This window comes from Cupriavidus sp. FW305-F7 (genome assembly GCF_058782875.1).
The window spans coordinates 1-19,161 of record NZ_JBYSYC010000010.1 but is presented as its reverse complement, the minus strand read 5'-3'; the positions used below and the strand labels follow the sequence as shown (position 1 = coordinate 19,161).

The following is a 19,161-nucleotide window of genomic DNA, read 5'->3' as shown; positions in this document are numbered from 1 at the left end:
TGTCGGGTTCAGGCCGGCAAGCCGGCCGCTTCCGGTTCCAGCACCGGAGGGTTGCCGCGCGGCAGCGTGACCACGAAGCGCGCGCCGGTGCCTTGGCCCTGCACCCGCGCATGCACCGGCTCGACGCGGATGCTGCCGCCATGCGCCTGCACGATGGCCTCGCACACGGCCAGCCCCAGGCCCACCCCGGTGGTGGCGGACTCGCGCTCGCCGCGGGTGAATTTCTCGAACACCTGCCGCGCCATCGCCGCCGGCACGCCGGGGCCGTCGTCCTCGACGACCAGCTGCACGGCGTCATCGGAGACCTCGCCGCGCACGCGGATCTCGGTACCCGGCGCGGTGTACTTGGCCGCATTCTCCAGCAGGTTGCACAGCACGCGCTCCATCAGCACGCCATCGCATTCCACCAGCGGCAGCGCCGACAGGTCGGCCACCACCACGCGGTGCCGCGCCAGCGCATCGCGCAGCGACGCCAGCGCCGCGCCGGCCAGCTCTTCGAACGACTGCCATTCCTTGCGCAGCGCCACACTGCGGCTTTGCAGCCGCGCCATGTCGAGCAGGTTGGCCACCATGGCGTGCATGCGGCGCGCCTGGTCGCGCATGGCGCCGACGGTCTCGGCCACCTCCGGCGCCAGCGGCGGCGTGCCGCGCTGCAGGGTCTCGGCCATGCCGATCAGGCTGGTCAGCGGCGTGCGCAGGTCGTGCGACACCGCGGCCAGCAGCGAGCTGCGCAGGCGCTCGGACTCCATCGTCAGCAGCGCCTGCTGCGCCACCTCGACATAGTGCAGCCGCTCGATCGCAATCGCGATCAGCGTGGCAAAGACATCGACCTGGCGCCGCAGCGCGGGCTGCGCAAACGCGCGCCAGGCGCGCGGCTCCACCGCCAGCACGCCGCGCACCTGCATCGGCGCCTTCAGCGGCAGGTACAGCACCGTGCCGGAGGGCAGCGTGTCGGTGCCGGTGCCGGCCGGCTGGCCGTGGTTGAAGACCCATTGCGCGAGCACGTGGTCGACGGCATCGCTCTGTGCCGCGCCGCCGGCCTCGGCGTCCGTGGCCGCGGGCAGCAGCCGGCCGTCCGCGCCGACCAGGAAAAACGCCGCACGCGCATCGAACGCCGCGCGCAGGAAGCGGCTGCCGATGCCGACGATGTGCGCGTCGGTCAGCGCCGCCGACAGCTCGCGCGCCAGCTCGTACAGCGTGCGCGCATCGGTCTCGCGCTGCACCGATACCTGGGCCTGCTCGCGCAGGCCGGCCGTCAGCTGGCCGATCACCAGCCCGACTGCCAGCATCACCAGGAAGGTCACCAGGTATTGCACGTCGCTGACCGCAAACGACAGCTGTGGCGGCACGAAGAAGAAATCAAACGCCCCCACCGCCACCAGCGAGGCGAACGCGCCCGCGGCGCGTCCGTGGCGCAGCGCCACGCCGGCCACCGCCAGCAGGAACAGCATGGCAATATTGACCAGGTCGAACCACGGCCGCGCCAGCGCCGACAGCGCGGTGGCGCCGGCGCACCAGGCCACCGCCCACAGCAGGCCCGGCCACTGCGCAGGCCGGGCTTGTTCCCGCGGCAGCTCGGTGCCGGGCAGCATGCGCGCATCACCGGGGGTGTCCTGCCGGACGCTGTCGGCCGCCACGCGGATCACGTCGATCTCGGGACACGCCGCAGCCAGCGCATCGGCAAAACTGGTGCGCCCGAACAGCCACGCGCGCGCGCCCAGCCACGGCGCCAGCGCGCGCGCCAGCAGCGCCTGCACGCGGCCGGGCAACGAAGTCCCGCCATCGGTCCAGCGCGCCGGCGTCCGGCCGATCAAAACCTTGGTCAGGTTATGCCGCCGCACATAGCCGGCCACCGCCGCCACCATGTCGCTGCCGGCCAGCGTTTCGGTACGCCCGCCCAGCGCCTCGGCCAGCCGCATGGCTTCGTCGAGCTGCTCGCGCTGGGCGTCGGGCACGGGTGCCAGGCGCGGTACTGACACCGTCACCACATGGCAGTCGCAATCGAGCTGCCCGGCCAGCCGGTGCGCGCTGCGCACCACCTGTGCGGCATCGCTGCCGTGGCCGATGCAGGCCAGCACCGCTTCACGCGTGCGCCAGACCGGCTCGATCGAGGCTTCCTGCCGGTAGGCGCGCACGTCGTCGTCGACGCGGTCGGCAGTGCGGCGCAGCGCCAGCTCGCGCAGCGCTATCAGGTTGCCCTTGCGGAAGAAATTCTGCACCGCATGGCGGGCCTGCTCGGGCACGTACACGCGCCCTTCGCGCAGGCGGCGCAGCAGTTCGTCGGCGGGCAGGTCGACCAGCACCACCTCGCCGGCATCGTCGAAGACCGCGTCGGGCACGGTCTCGCGCACGCGGATGCCAGTGATGCTGGCCACCGCCTCGTTCAGGCTGTCCAGGTGCTGGACGTTGACCGTGGTCCAGACATCGATGCCGGCCGACAGCAGCTCGGCGATGTCCTGCCAGCGCTTGGGGTGGCGGCTGCCGGGCGCGTTGCTGTGCGCCAGCTCATCCACCAGGATCAGTGCAGGCCGGCGTGCCAGGGCGGCGTCGAGATCGAATTCCTGCAGCGTGCGGCCGCGATAGTCCACGCGGTGCAGCGGCACGCGCTCGATGCCTTCAGCCAGCGCCTCGGTCTCGGCGCGGCCATGGGTTTCGACCACGCCCACCACCAAGTCGCCGCCCTGCTCGCGCTGCGCGCGCGCCGCGGCCAGCATGGCGAAGGTCTTGCCGACGCCGGCCGAAGCGCCGAAATAGATGCGCAGGCGCCCGCGCGCGGCGCGTTCGCCGACGGCCTGCATGCGCTGCAGCAGGTGGTCGGGGTCGGGGCGAAGGTCGTCGGGTTGGCGCGGCTCAGGCATGGTGGGCACTCTTGCCTCGCAGCGGCGGGAGCGCAGCCAGATTGTGCCACGCAGGCGGCGGCATAAAGTGCGCCAAAATAGACTAACGGCGAATTCCGACGCTGCGCCCCGCGCGCGCATTGCACTACATTCTTGACAGTGCCGTCGTATACATGCCATAGTTACGGGCGTATAGCATTCATGGAAACCGGTACTGTCAGGCTCCAGTTGTATAGGACCTGGCGCTATCACCCCTGACACTGGTTGCACGGACTGAAACGTCCACATCTTTCAGGTTCGCGGGGGCGCACCTGGGCATTAGCCCGGCGTGCAATACCAGTCGCTCCGGCGACCGCAGTTTCCCCCCGTGTGAACCAGCCGCTCCTTGCGGCAATCCCCTAAAGGACTGAATTGACTAAGATCGTCTTGAAACCCGGTGAGCCCGTTGAAGTTGCGATGCGGCGTTTCCGTCGCGCCATTCTGCAGACTGGCCTGATCGTTGAACTCAAGAGCCGCACCGCTTACGAGAAGCCGACGACCGAGCGCAAGCGCAAGAAGAAGGCCGCCGAAGCACGTCTGCGCAAGCGCCTGCGCATGCAGATGCTGCCGAAGAAGATGTACTGATCCAGTACGCTTCGCCGCCCGGCACCGCCGGGCAAGAAAAACCGCCAGTTCGCTGGCGGTTTTTTTATGCCCGCGCGCCAGGCCGGCCCCGCTGCGCTTTGCGGCCGCGGCTTTTTTGCTGCACTGCGCCACCTGAGCGTTGCGCCGATGACCGGCATAATGGCGGATATTGCGCCCGTGCGGCGCCACACCGGACCCTGCCTTGACTGCCATCCTAGAGTTGCGCAAGGTGCGCAAGCAATACGGCGACACGGTCGTGGTCGACGACCTCGATCTCCAGGTATTTCGCGGCCAGTGCTTCGGCCTGCTGGGCCCCAACGGCGCCGGCAAGACCACCACGCTGCGCCTGCTGCTGGGCCTGACCACGCCCATGGCCGGCACGCTCACGCTGTGCGGCGAACCCATCCCCGAGCGCGCGCCGCAGGCGCGCATGCGCGTGGGCGTGGTGCCGCAGTTCGACAACCTCGACCCGGATTTTTCGGTGATCGAGAACCTGCGCATCTTCGGGCGCTACTTCGGGCTGTCGTCGGCCGAGATCGAGCGGCGCGTGCCGATGCTGCTGGAATTCGCCCGGCTGGAGAACCGCGCCGATGCCCAGGTGCGCGACCTCTCCGGCGGCATGCGCCGGCGCCTGACCGTCGCACGCGCACTGATCAACGACCCTGACCTGCTGGTGATGGACGAGCCCACCACCGGCCTGGACCCGCAGGCGCGCCACCTGATCTGGGAGCGCCTGAAGTCGCTGATGGCCAGCGGCAAGACCATCCTGCTGACCACGCACTTCATGGAAGAGGCCGAACGGCTGTGCAACTACCTGTGCGTGATCGACGGCGGGCGCAAGATTGCCGAAGGCAAGCCGCACGAGTTGATCGACAGCCAGATCGGCTGCGACGTGGTCGAGGTCTATGGCGATGAACTGGACACGCTGCGCGGCAGCCTGACGCCGCTGGCGCAACGTACTGAAATGAGCGGCGAGACGCTGTTCTGCTATGTGCGCGAGCCCGCCCCGCTGCTGGCGGCGCTGCACGGCAGGAGCGGCGTGCGCTACCTGCACCGCCCGGCCAACCTGGAGGACGTGTTCCTCAAGCTGACCGGCCGCGAGATGCGGGACTGAACCGAGGGACTGACATGAGCGAACAGGATCCCCGCGCGGATACCACCACTGCCCCCGCGGCCGCTGGCGGCCACGCTGCCGCGGCACCGCGCCAGCGCTATCCGCAGCCGCTGCTGCCGCGCAACCTGCGCAACTGGATGATGGTCTGGTACCGCAACTACATGGTGTGGAAGAAGCTGGCCATCCCGTCGATGATCGGCAACCTCGCAGACCCCATGATCTACCTGTTCGGCCTCGGCCTCGGGCTGGGGCTGATGGTGGGCCAGGTCAACGGCGTGTCGTATATCGCCTTCCTGGCCGCCGGCACCACCGCGTCCAGCGTGATGATGTCGGCCAGCTTCGAGTCGATGTATTCCGCGTTCTCGCGCATGCACGTGCAGCGCACCTGGGAGGCGATCATGCATGCCCCGCTGACGCTGGGCGACGTGGTGCTGGGCGAGATCGCCTGGGCCGCCAGCAAGGCGGTGCTGTCCGGGCTGGCCATCATGCTGGTGGCGGGCGCGCTCGGCTATGCGCAGATGCCCGGCGCGCTGCTGGCGCTGCCGGTGATCGTGCTGGCCGGCATTGCCTTTGCCGCGCTGGCGATGATCGTCACCGCGCTAGCGCCCAGCTACGACTTCTTCATGTTCTACCAGACCCTGGTGATGACGCCGATGCTGCTGCTGTCCGGCGTGTTCTTCCCGCTGGAACAGTTGCCCGAAGGCGTGCAGGCAGCCACCAAGGTACTGCCGCTAGCGCATGCAGTGGCGCTGATCCGGCCGCTGATGCTGGGCCGTCCGTCGGAGGATGTCGGCCTGCACCTGGCGGTGCTGGGCGCCTATGCAGTGGTGGCGCTGGTGGTATGCCTCGTGCTGCTGCGGCGCCGGCTGCTGCGCTAAGACTGCCGCATGCCGGGCTTCAGGCGCTGCCCGCCAGCTTGAGCCCGGCAATTCCGCACACGATCAGGCCGATGCAGGCCAGCCGCGCCGCGGTGGAAGAGTATGATGCCGAGGATCGCGGTGCCGCGTAAAACCTTCGGTGTACTTCAGCCCGATCGCCCATACCACCTCGAACAGCCCTGCCAGGGCCAGCAGTGTCCATGCCATTTCGATTTCTCGGATTGCGTCGTAACGTGCGCAACGATAGCGGAGATTCCGCCCCCTTGCAGCGCGCCACCCTGGCGCTGGCGGCCGCATGCGCCACGACGTCGCTGGCCGGTTGCATGGTGATGGCGGTGGGCAGTGCCGCGGTGTCGACGGTGGCTACCGTCGGATCAGCCGCTGTCAGCGTGGCGACGACCGCGGTCAGCACCACCTACGACGTCACGGCCGCAGGTGTGAAGGCCGTGGCCGGCAGCGACGAACCCGCGCCGCCCCCGCCGCCACAACCAGCACAGCCGGCGCAGTAAGCCCTCAGTCGCCCAGGCCGCGCAGCAGGTCGGCCTTCAGGTCCCCGACCGACTCCAGCCCCACCGCCAGGCGGATCAGCCCTTCGCCCACGCCCGCGGCCGCCTTGGCCTCGGGGCTCACGCGCGCGTGCGTGGTGGTGTACGGGTGCGTGATGGTGGTGCGGGTGTCGCCCAGGTTTCCGGTGATCGAGCACAGCCGGGTGTTGTCGATCACGCGCCAGGCATTGGCGCGCTGCTGCTCGGGCGTGGCGCCCTTCAGCTCGAACGACACGATCGCGCCGCCGCCGCTTTGCTGGCGCATGGCGATCTCGTGCTGCGGGTGCGACTTCAGCGCGGGGTGGAACACACGCGCCACCGCCGGGTGCGATTCCAGGAACTGCGCCAGCGCCAGCGCGCTGGCCGAATGGCGTTCCATGCGGATCGCCAGCGTCTCCATGCCCTTGAGCAGCACCCAGGCGTTGAAGGCCGACAGCGTCGGGCCGGCGGTGCGAACGAACGGGAACACCTTGCCCATGATGAAGTCGTGCGTGCCCAGCACCGCGCCGCCCAGCACGCGGCCCTGGCCGTCGATATGCTTGGTGGCCGAATGCACCACGATGTCGGCACCGAACTTCATCGGCTGCTGCAGCGCCGGCGAACAGAAGCAGTTGTCGACCACCAGCAGGGCGTTCGCGTTGTGCGCGATGTCGGCCACGGCGGCAATGTCGGCCACTTCGGTCAGCGGGTTCGAGGGCGTTTCCAGGAAGAACAGTTTCGTGTTCGGGCGCACCGCGGCACGCCACGCGTTCAGGTCGCTCGGGTCGACGAAGGTGGTCTCGACGCCGAACTTCGAGAAGATATTGCCGAACAGCGTCATGGTCGAGCCGAAGATCGCGCGCGAGCTGACCAGGTGGTCACCCGCCTGCATCGACGACAGCACCACCGACAGGATCGCGCTCATGCCCGAGGCGGTCGCCATGCAGGCCTGCGCGCCTTCCAGCGCGGCCAGGCGCGACTGGAACATCGACACCGTGGGGTTGGTGAAGCGCGAGTAGGTGAAGCCCTCTTCCGAGTTGGCGAAGCGTTCGGCGGCCTCGGCCGCGCTGTTGAAGCAGAAGCTCGAGGTCAGGTAGATGGCCTCGGAGTGCTCCATGAATTCGCTGCGCAGCGTGCCGGCGCGCACGCCGAGGGTGTCGATGCCGAGCGATTCGGGGTTGAGCGGTTCGTTCATGCTGGTGGGGCGCGGTCGTACCCGCGCGAATGCGATGGTTTCGACGAGCCGGCGCCGGCCAGGTGGACAGGCGCGCGGCCATGAAAAAAGCCCGTGCGATCGGGTGGTCGGATCGACGGGCTTGCTGTTCTGCGAATGGCCTTCGGCTTCAGGCTGTGGCGGCCGGCTTCCGGAAATCGCTGCGCCGCGAAGGCACTGCGCATCGGGAATCGTTGCTGACCGCCATCTCTTTAGCTGTTTCGGGCTGGACCCGCGTCCGCAAGCTGACTATCAAATCGACGCCCGGCCATGTTACGGCCGGGCTCCGCATTCGTCAACGCGCGGACAGCGGCGGCACGGCTTACTCGTTGCCGCCGGAGCGCTGCAGGTGCAGTTGCGAGCGCTCGGTGTCGCCATTGGTGCCGTCGCGGTCGGCCTGGCTGCGCGCCGTTTCCAGGCGGTTCAGGTAGGCCTCGTCGATATCGCGGGTGATGTAGCGGCCATCGAAACATGAAGCATCGAAGTCCTTCAGCGCCGGGTTGATGTCGCGCACGGCCTGCTTCATCGCTTCCACGTCCTGGTACACCAGCTTGTCCGCGCCGATGATCTTCGCGATCTCTTCGTGGGTGCGGTTATGGGCCACCAGCTCGCTGCGGGTCGGCATGTCGATGCCGTACACGTTGGGGTACTTCACCGGCGGCGCGGCCGAGGCGAAGATCACCTTGTTGGCGCCGGCGTCGCGCGCCATCTGCACGATCTCGAACGAGGTGGTGCCGCGCACGATCGAGTCATCGACGATCAGCACGTTCTTGCCCTTGAACTCCACACCCATGGCGTTGAGCTTCTGGCGCACCGACTTCTTGCGCACCGCCTGGCCGGGCATGATGAAGGTGCGGCCGACGTAGCGGTTCTTGAAGAAGCCTTCGCGGTAGTTCACGCCCAGGCGGTTGGCCACCTGCATCGCGGCCGGACGGCTGGAATCGGGAATCGGCATGACCACGTCGATGTCGCCGGCCGACACTTCCTGGCGAATCTTCTCGGCCAGGTAGTCGCCCATGCGCAGGCGCGCGTCATAGACCGGCACGCCGTCGATGCACGAATCCGGGCGGGCCAGGTAGACGTACTCGAAAATGCACGGCGTCAGCACCGCGTTCTCGGCGCACAGCTTGGTATAGAGCTTGCCGTCCAGGTCGATGAAGATGGCCTCGCCCGGCGCCACGTCGCGCTCGAGCTTGTAGCCGATGCCTTCCAGCGCCACGGACTCGGATGCCACCATCCATTCCTTGCCGGTCGGGGTCTCGACGCTGCCCAGGCACAGCGGGCGGATGCCGAACGGGTCGCGCACGGCCAGCATGCCGTAGCCGGCGATCTGCGCGGCGATGGCGTACGAACCGCGCACGCGGCGGTGCAGGCCACTGACCGCCGTGAAGATGGTGTCCGGGTCCAGCGCCATGCCGTTGCTGGCGCGCTGCAGCTCGTCGGCCAGCACGTTCAGCAGCACTTCGGTGTCCGAATGCGTGTTGATGTGGCGGCGGTCGCGGCGGAACATCTCCTCGCGCAGCTGCTCCCAGTTGGTCAGGTTGCCGTTATGCGCCAGGATCACGCCATAGGGCGCGTTCACGTAGAACGGCTGCGCTTCTTCCTCGCTGGATGCCGAGCCGGCGGTCGGATAGCGCACCTGGCCGATACCGGCGGCGCCAGGCAGGCTGCGCATGTTGCGCGTGCGGAAGACATCGCGCACCAGGCCGTTGGCCTTGTGCATGTGGAAAGTACTGCCGTTGGCGGTGGCGATGCCGGCAGCATCCTGTCCGCGATGTTGCAACAACAGCAGGCTGTCGTAAATCAATTGGTTGACAGGCGTGGCTGAAACCACACCGACGATACCGCACATTGCCAAGCTCCCAGGAAAGGCTTTGAATCAGGGGGCGCAGCCTGGTCCGGAAATCCCCCGGACCAAAGGCCTGCGTACTACCGACCGGGCACCATGCCCGGCTTCATGTCTTGACGTACTTCGCCAGCTCCGGCGGCAGCCATGGCTTCACCGATTCCATGGCCTGCATCACATAAGGGCGGCTCACCGCGTCGCGCCAGAACGGTTCTTCCGGCAATTTCGTCAAGCTGGCCAGCGTGACCATCACCATCACCAGCAGCACGCCGCGCAGCAGGCCGAACACCAGTCCCAGCCCGCGGTCGGCGGGCTTGAGCCCGGTGCTCTCCAGCAGCTGCCCGACCACCATGCCGGCCAGCGAGGCGCCCAGCACGGTGCCGATCAGCAGCACCACGAAGCCCAGCGCATGGCGCGCCAGCTCGCCGCCAGGCATCGATTCAGGCATCCAGCCCGCGGCCACCGCGCCATAGCGGAACGCCACCCAGAACGCCACCACCCAGCCGATCAGCGAGAGCACCTCGCGCACCAGGCCGCGCAGCACGCCGAGCACGCCCGAGGCCAGCAGGATGAAGACCACGGCATAGTCGAAGAAAGTCGGCTGCATCGTTGCTTGCGGCCGGGCACAGGCGCCGGCCGTGCTTGCCCCTTACTGTTCCACGACCTTCGAGGTCAGCCCCACCGCGCGCACGCGCTTGTCGGCGGCGTCGGCGGCGTCACGGTCGCTGAAGGGGCCGGCACGCAGCAGGATGCGCTCGCCATCGGCCAGCATTTTCTTTTCGACATAGGCCGGGACCTTGCTCGCCTTGAGCTTGGCCAGCCAGCCCTTGGCGCGCTCTTCGGAAGAAAAGGCGCCGATCAGGATCAGGTACTTGCCGCTGCCCGGCAGCTTGGCTTCGGGCTTGGCTTCAGCCCGTTGCGCGGGCTTGTCCGCGGCGGCTGCGGCGGTGGCCGCAGGCTTGGGCGCGCTGACGATTTCCTCGCCGGCGTCCAGCGCCTCGGCATCATTGCGCGCCGCCGGCGTAGGCGGCAGCGGGTCGGCCTTGCGCGGCTCGACGCGGGGCTTCTGCGCCCCCTGCGCGCCCGTGACCCCGTTTGCGACCTTTACCGAGACGTCCTCGGACACCGGCCGCGGTTTGGTCTCGAACACGATCGGCAGCACGATCACGGCGGCCACCATCAGCACCACGGCGCCGATCAGGCGGCGGCGCGCGCGCTGCTTCTGCGGAAATTCGGGGTCGAGCGTATCGTCGGCATAGTCATCGGCCAGACGGCGCGACGAGGCAATGCCTGCACCCGTGTCGGTGCGCTGGCGCCGCGCACGCTCGGGTGCCGGGTCGTTGCCCTTGCGGGAAGAAAACAGCGAAAGCAGGCCCATAGATTGGTTCGGTGATACGGCCTTGTGGGGCCGCTCGTTGCGTTTGCCGCTCATTGATCGGCCAAGGCCGCCGGGGTTGCCAGGTCAGCGGGCGCCGGGGCGCCTGCTTCAGTTAGCCTGCGTGGCACGATAGGCCATCACGCCGGCGACGGTATAGAACGATCCGAAGACCAGAATTCTATCATTCTCGGTGGCTCGCTCGATGGCATCGCGGAATGCCGCCTCGGGGCTGGAAAAGCAGGCCGCGGTGGCGTCCGGCCCGGGGCGGAATCCGCCCGCCTCCAGCTTGGCCAGCAGGTCCGCGGCACTGGCGGCGCGCTCGGTCGGCAGGTCGCACAGGCACCAGTGGTCGACCTTGTCGGCCACGTGCTGCAGCACCCCGGCGATGTCCTTGTCCTGCATCGCGCCGAACACCGCATAGGTGTAGCGGAAGAACCCCATGTTCTCAAGGTTTTGCCCCAGCGTGGCCGCCGCATGCGGATTGTGCGCCACGTCCAGGATCACCGCCGGGCGCCCCGGCAGCACCTGGAAGCGTCCCGGCAGTTCGACAAAGGCCAGCCCGTTGCGCACTTCCTGTGCGCTGACCGGCAGGCGCGGGCGCATGGCCTGCAGCGCGGCCAGCGCCGCCGCCGCGTTGAGCAGCTGGTTGGCCCCGCGCAGCGCCGGGTAGCCCAGGCCGTTAAGCTTGCGCCCGCCGCCGCTCCAGTCCCATTGCTGGCGCTCCTGGCCCTTGGCGGCGTGGAAATGGTAATCGCGCCCCACCAGCCACAACTCGGCGCCGACCGCTTCGGCGTGCGCCACCAGCGACTTGGGCGGCATCGGGTCGCCACAGATCGCGGGCACGCCCGGGCGGAAGATGCCGGCCTTCTCGAAGCCGATTTCCTCGCGCGTATGGCCCAGGTACTGGGTATGGTCGATATCGACGCTGGTGACGATGGCGCAGTCGGTATCGATTACGTTGACCGCGTCCAGCCGCCCGCCCAGGCCTACTTCCAGGATGATCGCGTCCAGCCCGGCCGCGGCGAAGGCATGGATGATCGCCAGCGTGGTGAACTCGAAGTACGTCAGGCTGACCGGGTCGGCAAAGCTGTTGCGTGCGCGCTCGACCGCCTCGAAATGCGGCAGCAGCTGCGCATCGGTGGCGATCTCGCCATTGATGCGGGCGCGCTCGTTGAACGAGATCAGGTGCGGCGAGGTATGGCAGCCCACCTTGTAGCCGGCCTCCAGCAGGATGCGCTCTAGCATCGCGCAGGTAGAGCCCTTGCCGTTGGTGCCGCCCACCGTGAACACCACAGCGTCGATGCGCAGCCCGAGGGCCTCCTTCACGCGCGTGATGCGCGCCAGGCCCATGTCGATGCCCACGGGATGGGCGGTTTCGAGATGGGCAAGCCATTCGGGGAGCGTACGGAAGACAGGCATGTGGGGTGCGAGGAAAAGCTGTTGCTACCAGATTTGGCCAGCCAGCGGCAAAGTCAAGGCCGGGCTTGCGCCCGGCCCCGAGATAGCGGCCGGGGCGGCCAAGAAAAGCGAAAGGCGCGTCAACCACCCGCGCCCTTGATCTGCCATGCAGACGTTGTTATGCCACCGCGTCGGCCGGCTGCTTCTGCAGCAGCGCCAGCAGCTGCGCCAGTTCCGCGCGCATCTTGCGGCGGTCGACGATCATGTCGATGGCGCCCTTCTGGATCAGGAATTCCGAGCGCTGGAAGCCTTCCGGCAGCTTCTCGCGCACGGTCTGCTCGATCACGCGCGGGCCGGCAAAGCCGATCAGCGCCTTGGGCTCGGCGATCACCACATCGCCCAGGAAGGCGAAGCTGGCCGATACGCCGCCCATGGTCGGGTCGGTCAGCACGCTGATGAACGGCAGCTTGGCCGCGCTCAGCTGGTTCAGCATCGAGGTGGTCTTGGCCATCTGCAGCAGCGACAGCAGGCTTTCCTGCATGCGCGCCCCGCCGGTGGCGGTAAAGCAGATGAACGGCACCTTCTGCTCCAGCGCGGCCTTCGCGCCGCGCACGAAGCGCTCACCCACCACCGAGCCCATCGAACCGCCCATGAACTCGAACTCGAAGCAGCTCACCACCACCGGGATGGTGTGGATGGCACCGCCCATCACCACCATGGCATCGGTCTCGCCGGTGTCGTCCATGGCGGCCTTGATGCGGTCCGGGTACTTCTTGGAATCCTTGAACTTGAGGGCGTCGACCGGCACGATCTCCTGGCCGATCTCATAGCGGCCTTCGGCGTCCAGCAGCCCGTCCAGGCGCGCCCGTGCGCCGATGCGCATATGGTGGTCGCACTTGGGGCAGACGTGCAGGTTGGCCTCGACGTCGGTCCGGTACAGGGTGGACTCGCACGACGGGCACTTGACCCACAACCCCTCAGGGATGCCCTTGCGGGTGCTGGGGTCGGTCTGTTGAATCTTGGGGGGCAGGAGTTTATCCAACCAGCTCATGAAAGCTCCTTTCGGATGACTGCGGTCCGCCGGCAAGCCCGGTGTCGGGACGCCTGTTGGCGGATGGCAGGGAATCAACCCGCGAATTTACCATGCCGGCCCGGTGACCTCGAAGCGCAACGCGCGATTTGCGCACAAAACATCACTCCACAAGGTTTGCCGGGCCGACATTACATCACTTCAGCTGTCCAGCGCCTGGCGGATCTCGGCAATAAACGCCTGCAGCGTCGCCACCGCCTGTTCGCGCGGGGTGTCCTCCAGCAGCTGCACCAGGCGGCTGCCGATCACCACGGCATCGGCCACGCTGCCGATCGCGCGCGCGGTCTGCGCGTCGCGGATGCCGAAGCCCACGCCCACCGGCAGGTTGGCATGCTGCTTGATCAGCGGCAGGCGCGCCGCCACGCTGTCCAGGTCGATCGCGGCCGAGCCGGTCACACCCTTGAGCGACACGTAGTACAGGTAGCCGCTGGCCACGCGCGCCACGGCCTCGATGCGGGCATCGGTCGAAGTCGGCGCCAGCAGGAAGATCGGGTCCATGCCGTTGTCGCGCATCAGCGTGGCGAACGACTCGCACTCCTCGGGCGGATAGTCGACCACCAGCACGCCGTCCACGCCAGCCTCGCGCGCGGCAGTGGCAAAGACCTGCTCGCCCATGCACTCGATCGGATTGGCGTAGCCCATCAGCACCACCGGGGTGTCGGCATTGGTCTGGCGGAACTCGCGCACCCACTGCAGCACCTGGGTCAGCGACACGCCCTGCGCCAGCGCGCGCTCGGAGGCGCGCTGGATCACCGGGCCGTCGGCCATCGGGTCGGAGAACGGCACGCCCAGCTCGATCACGTCGGCGCCGCCCGCCACCAGCGCGTGCATCAGCGCCACGGTCAGGCCGGGCTCGGGATCGCCCGCGGTGATAAACGGAATCAGGCCCTTCTTCTGCTGCGCGGCCAGCGCCGCGAACGTCTTCTGGATACGGGACATATCAGGGAATCAGGTGAGGCCGCGGCGCCGGCGAGACATCGTCGTTGGCGGCGGCCAGGGTTGGGGTGGCGGCAGGCTCGGCGGCTGCATTCGGGGCAAGGGCTGCAGCGGCGGCAGACACGCGATCGCATGCCACCTGCACATACTCCGGATTGATCTCGAAGCCGGCAAAGCGCCGTCCGTGGCGCAGGCAGGCCACCGCGGTGGTGCCGCTGCCGGCGAACGGATCCAGCACCAGGCCGCCCGGCGGACAGCTTGACAGCACCATGCGCTCGACGATCTCCAGCGGCTTCTGCGTCGGGTGGTTGGCGCGCTCCGGGTCCTGGCGGTGGATGCGCGAGACGCTCCACAGGTCCTTCGGGTTGTAGCCCACCTCCAGCCACTTCTTGCCTTCGAAACGCGGACGGCTGCGCGCCTTCTTGGTCTCGGGGTCGTAGGGAATGCGGACCGGGTCGAGATCGAAGTAGTAGTCGCGCGCGCGCGCAAAAAAGCCGATGTTGTCGTGCACCGACGAGAACTTGCGCGTGGTGCCGCCCATGCTGGGCACGCGGCGGTCCCAGATGATCTCGTTGATCATGGTCAGGCGCCGCTTGAGCATCACGAACAGCTCGGGCGAATACTGCCAGGTGCAGAACAGGTAGAGCGTGCCCTTGGGCGCGAGCTTGGGCACGACCGCGTTCATCCAGCGCTCGGACCAGTCGAGATACTCCTGGCCCGACAGCAGGTCGGAATCGTTGCCGTAATCCTTGCCCAGCCCGTAGGGCGGATCGGCGACGATCAGGTCGACCGAGCCGTCCGGCAGGCGGGCAATGCCCTCGAACATGTCTTCCTGGAACAGGCGCAACTGGGCGGAATCGGGCGCACCGGACGCATCCGGTGCACCCGCGCCGCCCACGGCAAGTCCGGTCGGAGGCAGCGCGCGCATCAGAGCTTGAGCCCCGCGCGCTCGGCCACGGTGTGCATGTCCTTGTCGCCGCGGCCGGACAGGTTCACCAGTAGCAGCTTCTCCTTGGGCAGCGTCGGCGCCAGCTTGCAGGCGTAGGCGATGGCATGGCTCGATTCCAGCGCCGGGATGATGCCCTCGATGCGGCAGCAGTCGTGGAAGGCCTTGAGCGCTTCCTCATCCGTGATCGGCACGTACTGCGCGCGGCCGCTGTCCTTGAGCCAGGCATGCTCGGGGCCCACGCCCGGGTAGTCCAGGCCGGCCGACACCGAATGGGTCTCGATGATCTGGCCGTTGGCGTCCTGCAGCAGGTAGGTGCGGTTGCCGTGCAGCACGCCCGGCGTGCCGCCGGTCAGCGAGGCCGCGTGGCGGCCGGTGTCCAGGCCGTCGCCGGCGGCTTCCACGCCGATTAGCTGCACGTCCTGGTGCTCGATATACGGGTAGAAGATGCCCATGGCATTGGAGCCGCCGCCGACGCAGGCGATCACGGCATCCGGCTGGCGGCCCGTCATCTCCGGCATCTGCACCTTGGATTCCTCGCCGATCACGCACTGGAAGTCGCGCACCATCATCGGATACGGATGCGGGCCGGCCACGGTGCCGATGATGTAGAAGGTGTTCTCGACGTTGGTGACCCAGTCGCGCATGGCTTCATTGAGCGCGTCCTTGAGCGTGCGCGAGCCGCTTTCCACCGGCACCACGGTGGCGCCCAGCAGCTTCATGCGGTAGACGTTGGCGGCCTGGCGCTTGACGTCCTCGGCCCCCATGTAGACCACGCACTCCATGCCGAAGCGCGCGGCGATGGTGGCCGTGGCCACGCCGTGCTGCCCTGCCCCGGTCTCGGCGATCACGCGCGGCTTGCCCATGCGCTTGGCCAGCAGCGCCTGGCCGATCACGTTGTTGATCTTGTGCGCGCCGGTGTGGTTCAGGTCTTCGCGCTTGAAGTAGATCTGCGCGCCGCCGAGCGTCTCGCTCCAGCGCTGCGCGTGATAGATCGGCGACGGGCGGCCGACAAAGTGCTTCAGTTCGCGGCGGTATTCGGCATCGAACTCCGGATCCTTCTGGTAGTGCGCATAGGCTTCGCGCAGCTCATCGAGCGCGTGGACCAGCGTTTCGGACACAAAGGTGCCGCCATAGGGGCCGAAATGGCCACGGGAATCGGGCAAGTCGTACATATCTAGACTCTTCGGAACAGCGGCCTTGCCTCATCCGGCAAGGGCGCATGGTTGACTGCGATGCGTGTGCGCGCATGCGGCAGGCCATAGGCGGCATGGGGAAAGACGCGGGAGACGGCCCGGCTCATCCTGCCTCGGCACTGCGCACAGCACGCACGAACGCGGCGATGCGGGCGTGGTCCTTCACGCCCTTGGCGGCCTCTACCCCGCTGCTGACGTCCACAGCGTAGGGCCGCACGCGTTCAATCGCACCAGCGACGTTTTGCGCGTTCAACCCACCACTCAAAACGATGCGAGGAGCGCCGCTTGCGTTCGGGTTGCCGGTAGCTGGTACCGGGGGAGTAGGCGGAAGCCATGCCGGGGGAATCAGGGTCCAGTCGAAGACGTGGCCGCCACCGCCGTAGCCTTCGACGAAGGCATCAAGCAGCAAGGCAGCGGCATCACGGTATTGATCGGCAAATTCTACCAAATCGAGGCCCTGGCGCACACGGGCGGCGCGCAGGAACGGTAGCCGGCAGCGTTGTGACGCCTGCGAGCAGAACTGCGGGGTCTCGTCGCCGTGCAGCTGCAGCAGCGTCAGCGGCACGCGCTCGGCCACATGGGCGATGTCTTCCAGGTCGGCATTGACGAACAGCCCGGTGATCGCCACGAACGGCCCGGCGGCCTCGGCCAGCGCGGCGGCGCGCGCCACGTCGACGTAGCGCGGGCTGTTCGGGTAGAACACCAGCCCGACGGCGTCGGCGCCGGCGCCCACGGCGGCGCGCACGTCGTCCTCGCGCGTCAGGCCGCAGATCTTGATGCGGGTGCGGGCCGGCATGTGCACTGTGCTGCCCGCCGTGCTACCTTCGGCGGCCTCAGGCTGCGTCATCGAACACTCCATGGAACAGGCTCGCGGACGGATCGGCCGCGGGGATCTGGTAAGGATCAGGATACTTGACGCCGACCAGGTAGAGGCCGTCCGGCATGAAGGTCGGCGCCGCCAGCTTGCGCTCGCGCCCGGCCAGCACCTGCGCCAGCCATGGCGCCGGGTAGCGTCCGCGCCCCACCGCCACCAGGCAGCCCATCAGGTTGCGCACCATGTGGTGCAGGAAGGCGCTGGCGCGAAAGCGCAGGAACACCCAGTTGCCGTCATCCTTGATGGTGACGTCGTACATGGTCTTGACCGGCGACTTGGCCTGGCACTCGGCGGCGCGGAAGGCGGAGAAATCGTGCTCGCCGACCAGGCACGCGGCGGCCTCGCGCATGGCGTCGACATCCAGCCGCTGACCCGGCGGCAGCATCTGGTAGCCGGCGCGGCCGTGCACCAGCGGCACGCGGTGCGGCCCGGTGTAGAGCGCGTAGTAATACATGCGCTCGAACGCCAGGAAACGGGCGTGGAAGCCCTGGTCCACCGGCAGCGCCCATTGCAGCGCGATCGACGGCGGCAGGAAGGCGTTGACGCCGCGCACCCAGGAAAATGGCTCGCGCTCCAGCGCCGTGTCCAGGTGGATGACCTGGCCGAGCGCATGCACGCCGGTATCGGTGCGCCCCGCCACAGTGGTCAGCAGGCGCACCCCGGCAAAGCGCTCGATGGCGTTTTCCAGGTGATCCTGCACGGTATTGCGGTGCGGCTGCGACTGCCAGCCGGAAAAGGCGGCGCCGTCGTAGTGCAGGCCAAGAGCGATGCGGTTCATGTCAGGGGATCGGGCAAGGCGGCGGGTACGTCCGGGCGCAATGGTTCACGCCAGGTCCGCCGAAAAAGCAAATGCGCCGGAAGGGACGCTTCCGGCGCATCGCTTCAGGCTGCGGCAGCGCGTGCCGCGGCCGGACCGTCAATGATAGCTCAGGCCACTTCCTGCAGCAGCGAACGGGCCTCCGCCTGCAGCGGGTCCTGCGACTGCTCGACCACTTCCTGCAGCAGTTCGCGCGCGCCTTCCTTGTCGCCGATCTCGATATAGGCACGAGCCAGGTCAAGCTTGATCTGCATGTCCCGCCCGCCGTCCACGCCGTCGACCGACAGCGTGCTCGGCGAACCCCCGTGCGTGAGGTCGCCGCCGGTTTCAGGCGCCACGCGCGACAGGTCGATCGGCTCGGCCAGCTTGCCGTCGCGCAGCATAGTGGTGGCGGGCAGCGGCATGGTGGCCTCGTCCAGCACATCCTTGCCGCGGGCGTCGGCTTGCGCGGCGCTGCCCAGGTCAAGCGACAGCCCCGACATGTCGAACTCCAGCGGACGGCTACGGGTCGGCGTGTCAAGGGTGGGCACGTCGTCGGCAAGCGGGTCGGCGCCGGTGCCAGGCAGGCCGAGATCCAGCCGCACCGGCTCGCCGGCGTCGTGCGCGTCAGCGCCAAATACCATCGCCGCGGAAGCAGGCGCAACGATCGGCTCGCCGGCCGCCGGGGCCGGGAAGGCATCCAGCGGCAGCGCCAGGTCACCCAGCGACGGCTCCAGCCGCGCGATCGAGGCCGGATTCTGCGACGGGTCCTGGGTGCGCCACTGGTCGGTTGCCGGCGATGTCGTATCCGGCCCCGCCGCTTCGGGCGTCACCGCCAGGAAGAGCGCGTTGCCCGGCTCGAGCGCGCGCCCCATTTCTGCTGCCTTCAGCCATTCCGCCCCGTGTCCGCCGGTCTGGGCGAACATTTCTTCTGCAATCACGCGGAAACCTTCCACATCCTGTCTGTTGCTGTAAATCTCCAGGAGCTTGAGCCGCACCGGCTGCTGCTCCGGGTTCTTCTCCAGGGCTTCGCGCAGGATTTCCTCCGCCTGCACATCGCGCCCATAGGCGATATAGACCTCGGCCTCGGCGATCGGGTCGACCTCGTTGGCTTCTGGCGTGTTGTTGCCGATGCGGAAGTCCGCGCCGAACACGCTGTGCTGCGAGGTGTCGACGCTCTGCCCCCCGGCCGTGCCGAACAGCGAATTGGCACCGGCCATCACCGTGCTTTCCTGCGACAGGATGCTGTCGCCGAAGCCGGTCGCCTCGCCCGCCTTCTGCTGCTGGCGGCGGCGATAGATCGCATAGACGCCCAGCAGCGCCACCAGCAGGCCACCGCCGGGCAGCAGCATGGGGTTGGCCAGCAGGCCATCGATGAACGACGGTTGGGGCACCGGCTCGGGCTGGGCCGCCAACACCGGCGGGCGCTTGGCCGCGGGGGCCGACGCGGCGGCTGCGGCCTGCGCTGCGCTGGCAGGGATGGCCGCAGCCGGCTGCGAGGCTGGGACGGC

The 19,161-nt window shown here is 68.2% G+C and carries 18 protein-coding genes; 4 read left to right on the top strand and 14 right to left on the bottom strand.

The genetic code is table 11. From position 1 onward, the window contains the following. Positions 1-8: 8 nt before the first annotated feature. The gene (locus tag AC3WL8_RS11525; RefSeq protein ID WP_492378283.1) at positions 9-2,858 is read right to left on the bottom strand and encodes a DUF4118 domain-containing protein; all 2,850 of its coding nucleotides are present in this window, start codon (positions 2,856-2,858) and stop codon (positions 9-11) included. A gap of 390 nt (positions 2,859-3,248) precedes the next feature. Between AC3WL8_RS11525 and rpsU the strand changes: the two genes are divergently transcribed. From rpsU to AC3WL8_RS11510, 3 genes are all read left to right on the top strand, one after another. Next, on the top strand, positions 3,249-3,461 hold the full coding sequence (gene rpsU, locus AC3WL8_RS11520; protein WP_010814647.1) for a 30S ribosomal protein S21: 213 nt from the start codon (positions 3,249-3,251) through the stop codon (positions 3,459-3,461). Between the two features lie 202 nt (positions 3,462-3,663). Continuing rightward, a complete protein-coding gene (gene nodI / locus AC3WL8_RS11515; RefSeq protein WP_022535960.1) occupies positions 3,664-4,575 on the top strand; it encodes a nodulation factor ABC transporter ATP-binding protein NodI in 912 nt (303 codons plus the stop codon). A 14-nt stretch (positions 4,576-4,589) separates the two neighbouring features. Further along, the gene (locus tag AC3WL8_RS11510; RefSeq protein WP_013957400.1) at positions 4,590-5,453 is read left to right on the top strand and encodes an ABC transporter permease; all 864 of its coding nucleotides are present in this window, start codon (positions 4,590-4,592) and stop codon (positions 5,451-5,453) included. 63 nt (positions 5,454-5,516) lie between these two features. On the opposite strand, the gene AC3WL8_RS11505 is transcribed toward AC3WL8_RS11510, so the two are convergent. Continuing rightward, positions 5,517-5,660: an SMR family transporter gene (locus AC3WL8_RS11505; RefSeq protein WP_080569550.1), complete on the bottom strand. Its 144-nt coding sequence runs from the start codon at positions 5,658-5,660 to the stop codon at positions 5,517-5,519. 56 nt (positions 5,661-5,716) lie between these two features. Here AC3WL8_RS11505 and AC3WL8_RS11500 point away from each other — a divergent pair, with 56 nt between their 5' ends. After that, positions 5,717-5,962 carry a hypothetical protein gene (locus AC3WL8_RS11500; protein ID WP_492378282.1) on the top strand — a complete coding sequence of 82 codons (246 nt, stop codon included), beginning with the start codon at positions 5,717-5,719 and terminating at the stop codon, positions 5,960-5,962. Between the two features lie 4 nt (positions 5,963-5,966). On the opposite strand, the gene AC3WL8_RS11495 is transcribed toward AC3WL8_RS11500, so the two are convergent. The 12 genes from AC3WL8_RS11495 to AC3WL8_RS11440 form a co-directional block, all read right to left on the bottom strand. Further along, entirely contained in the window at positions 5,967-7,172 is a 1,206-nt protein-coding gene (locus AC3WL8_RS11495; RefSeq protein WP_013957402.1) for an O-succinylhomoserine sulfhydrylase, read from the bottom strand. A 340-nt stretch (positions 7,173-7,512) separates the two neighbouring features. Further along, on the bottom strand, positions 7,513-9,042 hold the full coding sequence (gene purF / locus AC3WL8_RS11490; RefSeq protein ID WP_492378281.1) for an amidophosphoribosyltransferase: 1,530 nt from the start codon (positions 9,040-9,042) through the stop codon (positions 7,513-7,515). 103 nt (positions 9,043-9,145) lie between these two features. Then, the gene (locus tag AC3WL8_RS11485; RefSeq protein WP_013957404.1) at positions 9,146-9,643 is read right to left on the bottom strand and encodes a CvpA family protein; all 498 of its coding nucleotides are present in this window, start codon (positions 9,641-9,643) and stop codon (positions 9,146-9,148) included. A gap of 42 nt (positions 9,644-9,685) precedes the next feature. Beyond that, a complete protein-coding gene (locus AC3WL8_RS11480; RefSeq protein WP_013957405.1) occupies positions 9,686-10,414 on the bottom strand; it encodes an SPOR domain-containing protein in 729 nt (242 codons plus the stop codon). 108 nt (positions 10,415-10,522) lie between these two features. Continuing rightward, positions 10,523-11,833 (bottom strand): bifunctional tetrahydrofolate synthase/dihydrofolate synthase, encoded by a 1,311-nt coding sequence (gene folC / locus AC3WL8_RS11475; protein ID WP_492378280.1) that lies wholly within the window; start codon positions 11,831-11,833, stop codon positions 10,523-10,525. A gap of 157 nt (positions 11,834-11,990) precedes the next feature. Beyond that, positions 11,991-12,863: an acetyl-CoA carboxylase, carboxyltransferase subunit beta gene (accD, locus tag AC3WL8_RS11470; RefSeq protein ID WP_013957407.1), complete on the bottom strand. Its 873-nt coding sequence runs from the start codon at positions 12,861-12,863 to the stop codon at positions 11,991-11,993. A gap of 180 nt (positions 12,864-13,043) precedes the next feature. Further along, complete coding sequence (gene trpA, locus AC3WL8_RS11465; protein WP_013957408.1) at positions 13,044-13,841, bottom strand: tryptophan synthase subunit alpha; 798 nt, start codon at positions 13,839-13,841, stop codon at positions 13,044-13,046. A 1-nt stretch (position 13,842) separates the two neighbouring features. Then, positions 13,843-14,766 (bottom strand): DNA-methyltransferase, encoded by a 924-nt coding sequence (locus tag AC3WL8_RS11460; RefSeq protein ID WP_492378279.1) that lies wholly within the window; start codon positions 14,764-14,766, stop codon positions 13,843-13,845. Further along, positions 14,766-15,959, bottom strand: a complete 1,194-nt coding sequence (trpB, locus tag AC3WL8_RS11455) for a tryptophan synthase subunit beta (RefSeq protein ID WP_211979971.1) — start codon at positions 15,957-15,959, stop codon at positions 14,766-14,768. The genes AC3WL8_RS11460 and trpB overlap by 1 nt, the downstream gene beginning before the upstream one ends. Positions 15,960-16,083: 124 nt before the next feature. Then, positions 16,084-16,827, bottom strand: coding sequence for a phosphoribosylanthranilate isomerase (locus AC3WL8_RS11450; protein WP_492378278.1), 744 nt, complete (start codon positions 16,825-16,827; stop codon positions 16,084-16,086). After that, the gene (truA, locus tag AC3WL8_RS11445) at positions 16,814-17,632 is read right to left on the bottom strand and encodes a tRNA pseudouridine(38-40) synthase TruA (RefSeq protein ID WP_013957411.1); all 819 of its coding nucleotides are present in this window, start codon (positions 17,630-17,632) and stop codon (positions 16,814-16,816) included. Before truA ends, AC3WL8_RS11450 begins: the two co-directional genes overlap by 14 nt. A gap of 149 nt (positions 17,633-17,781) precedes the next feature. Then, positions 17,782-19,161, bottom strand: a 1,380-nt coding sequence (locus AC3WL8_RS11440) for a motility hub landmark protein FimV (protein WP_492378277.1), incomplete at its 5' end; no start/stop codon positions are given.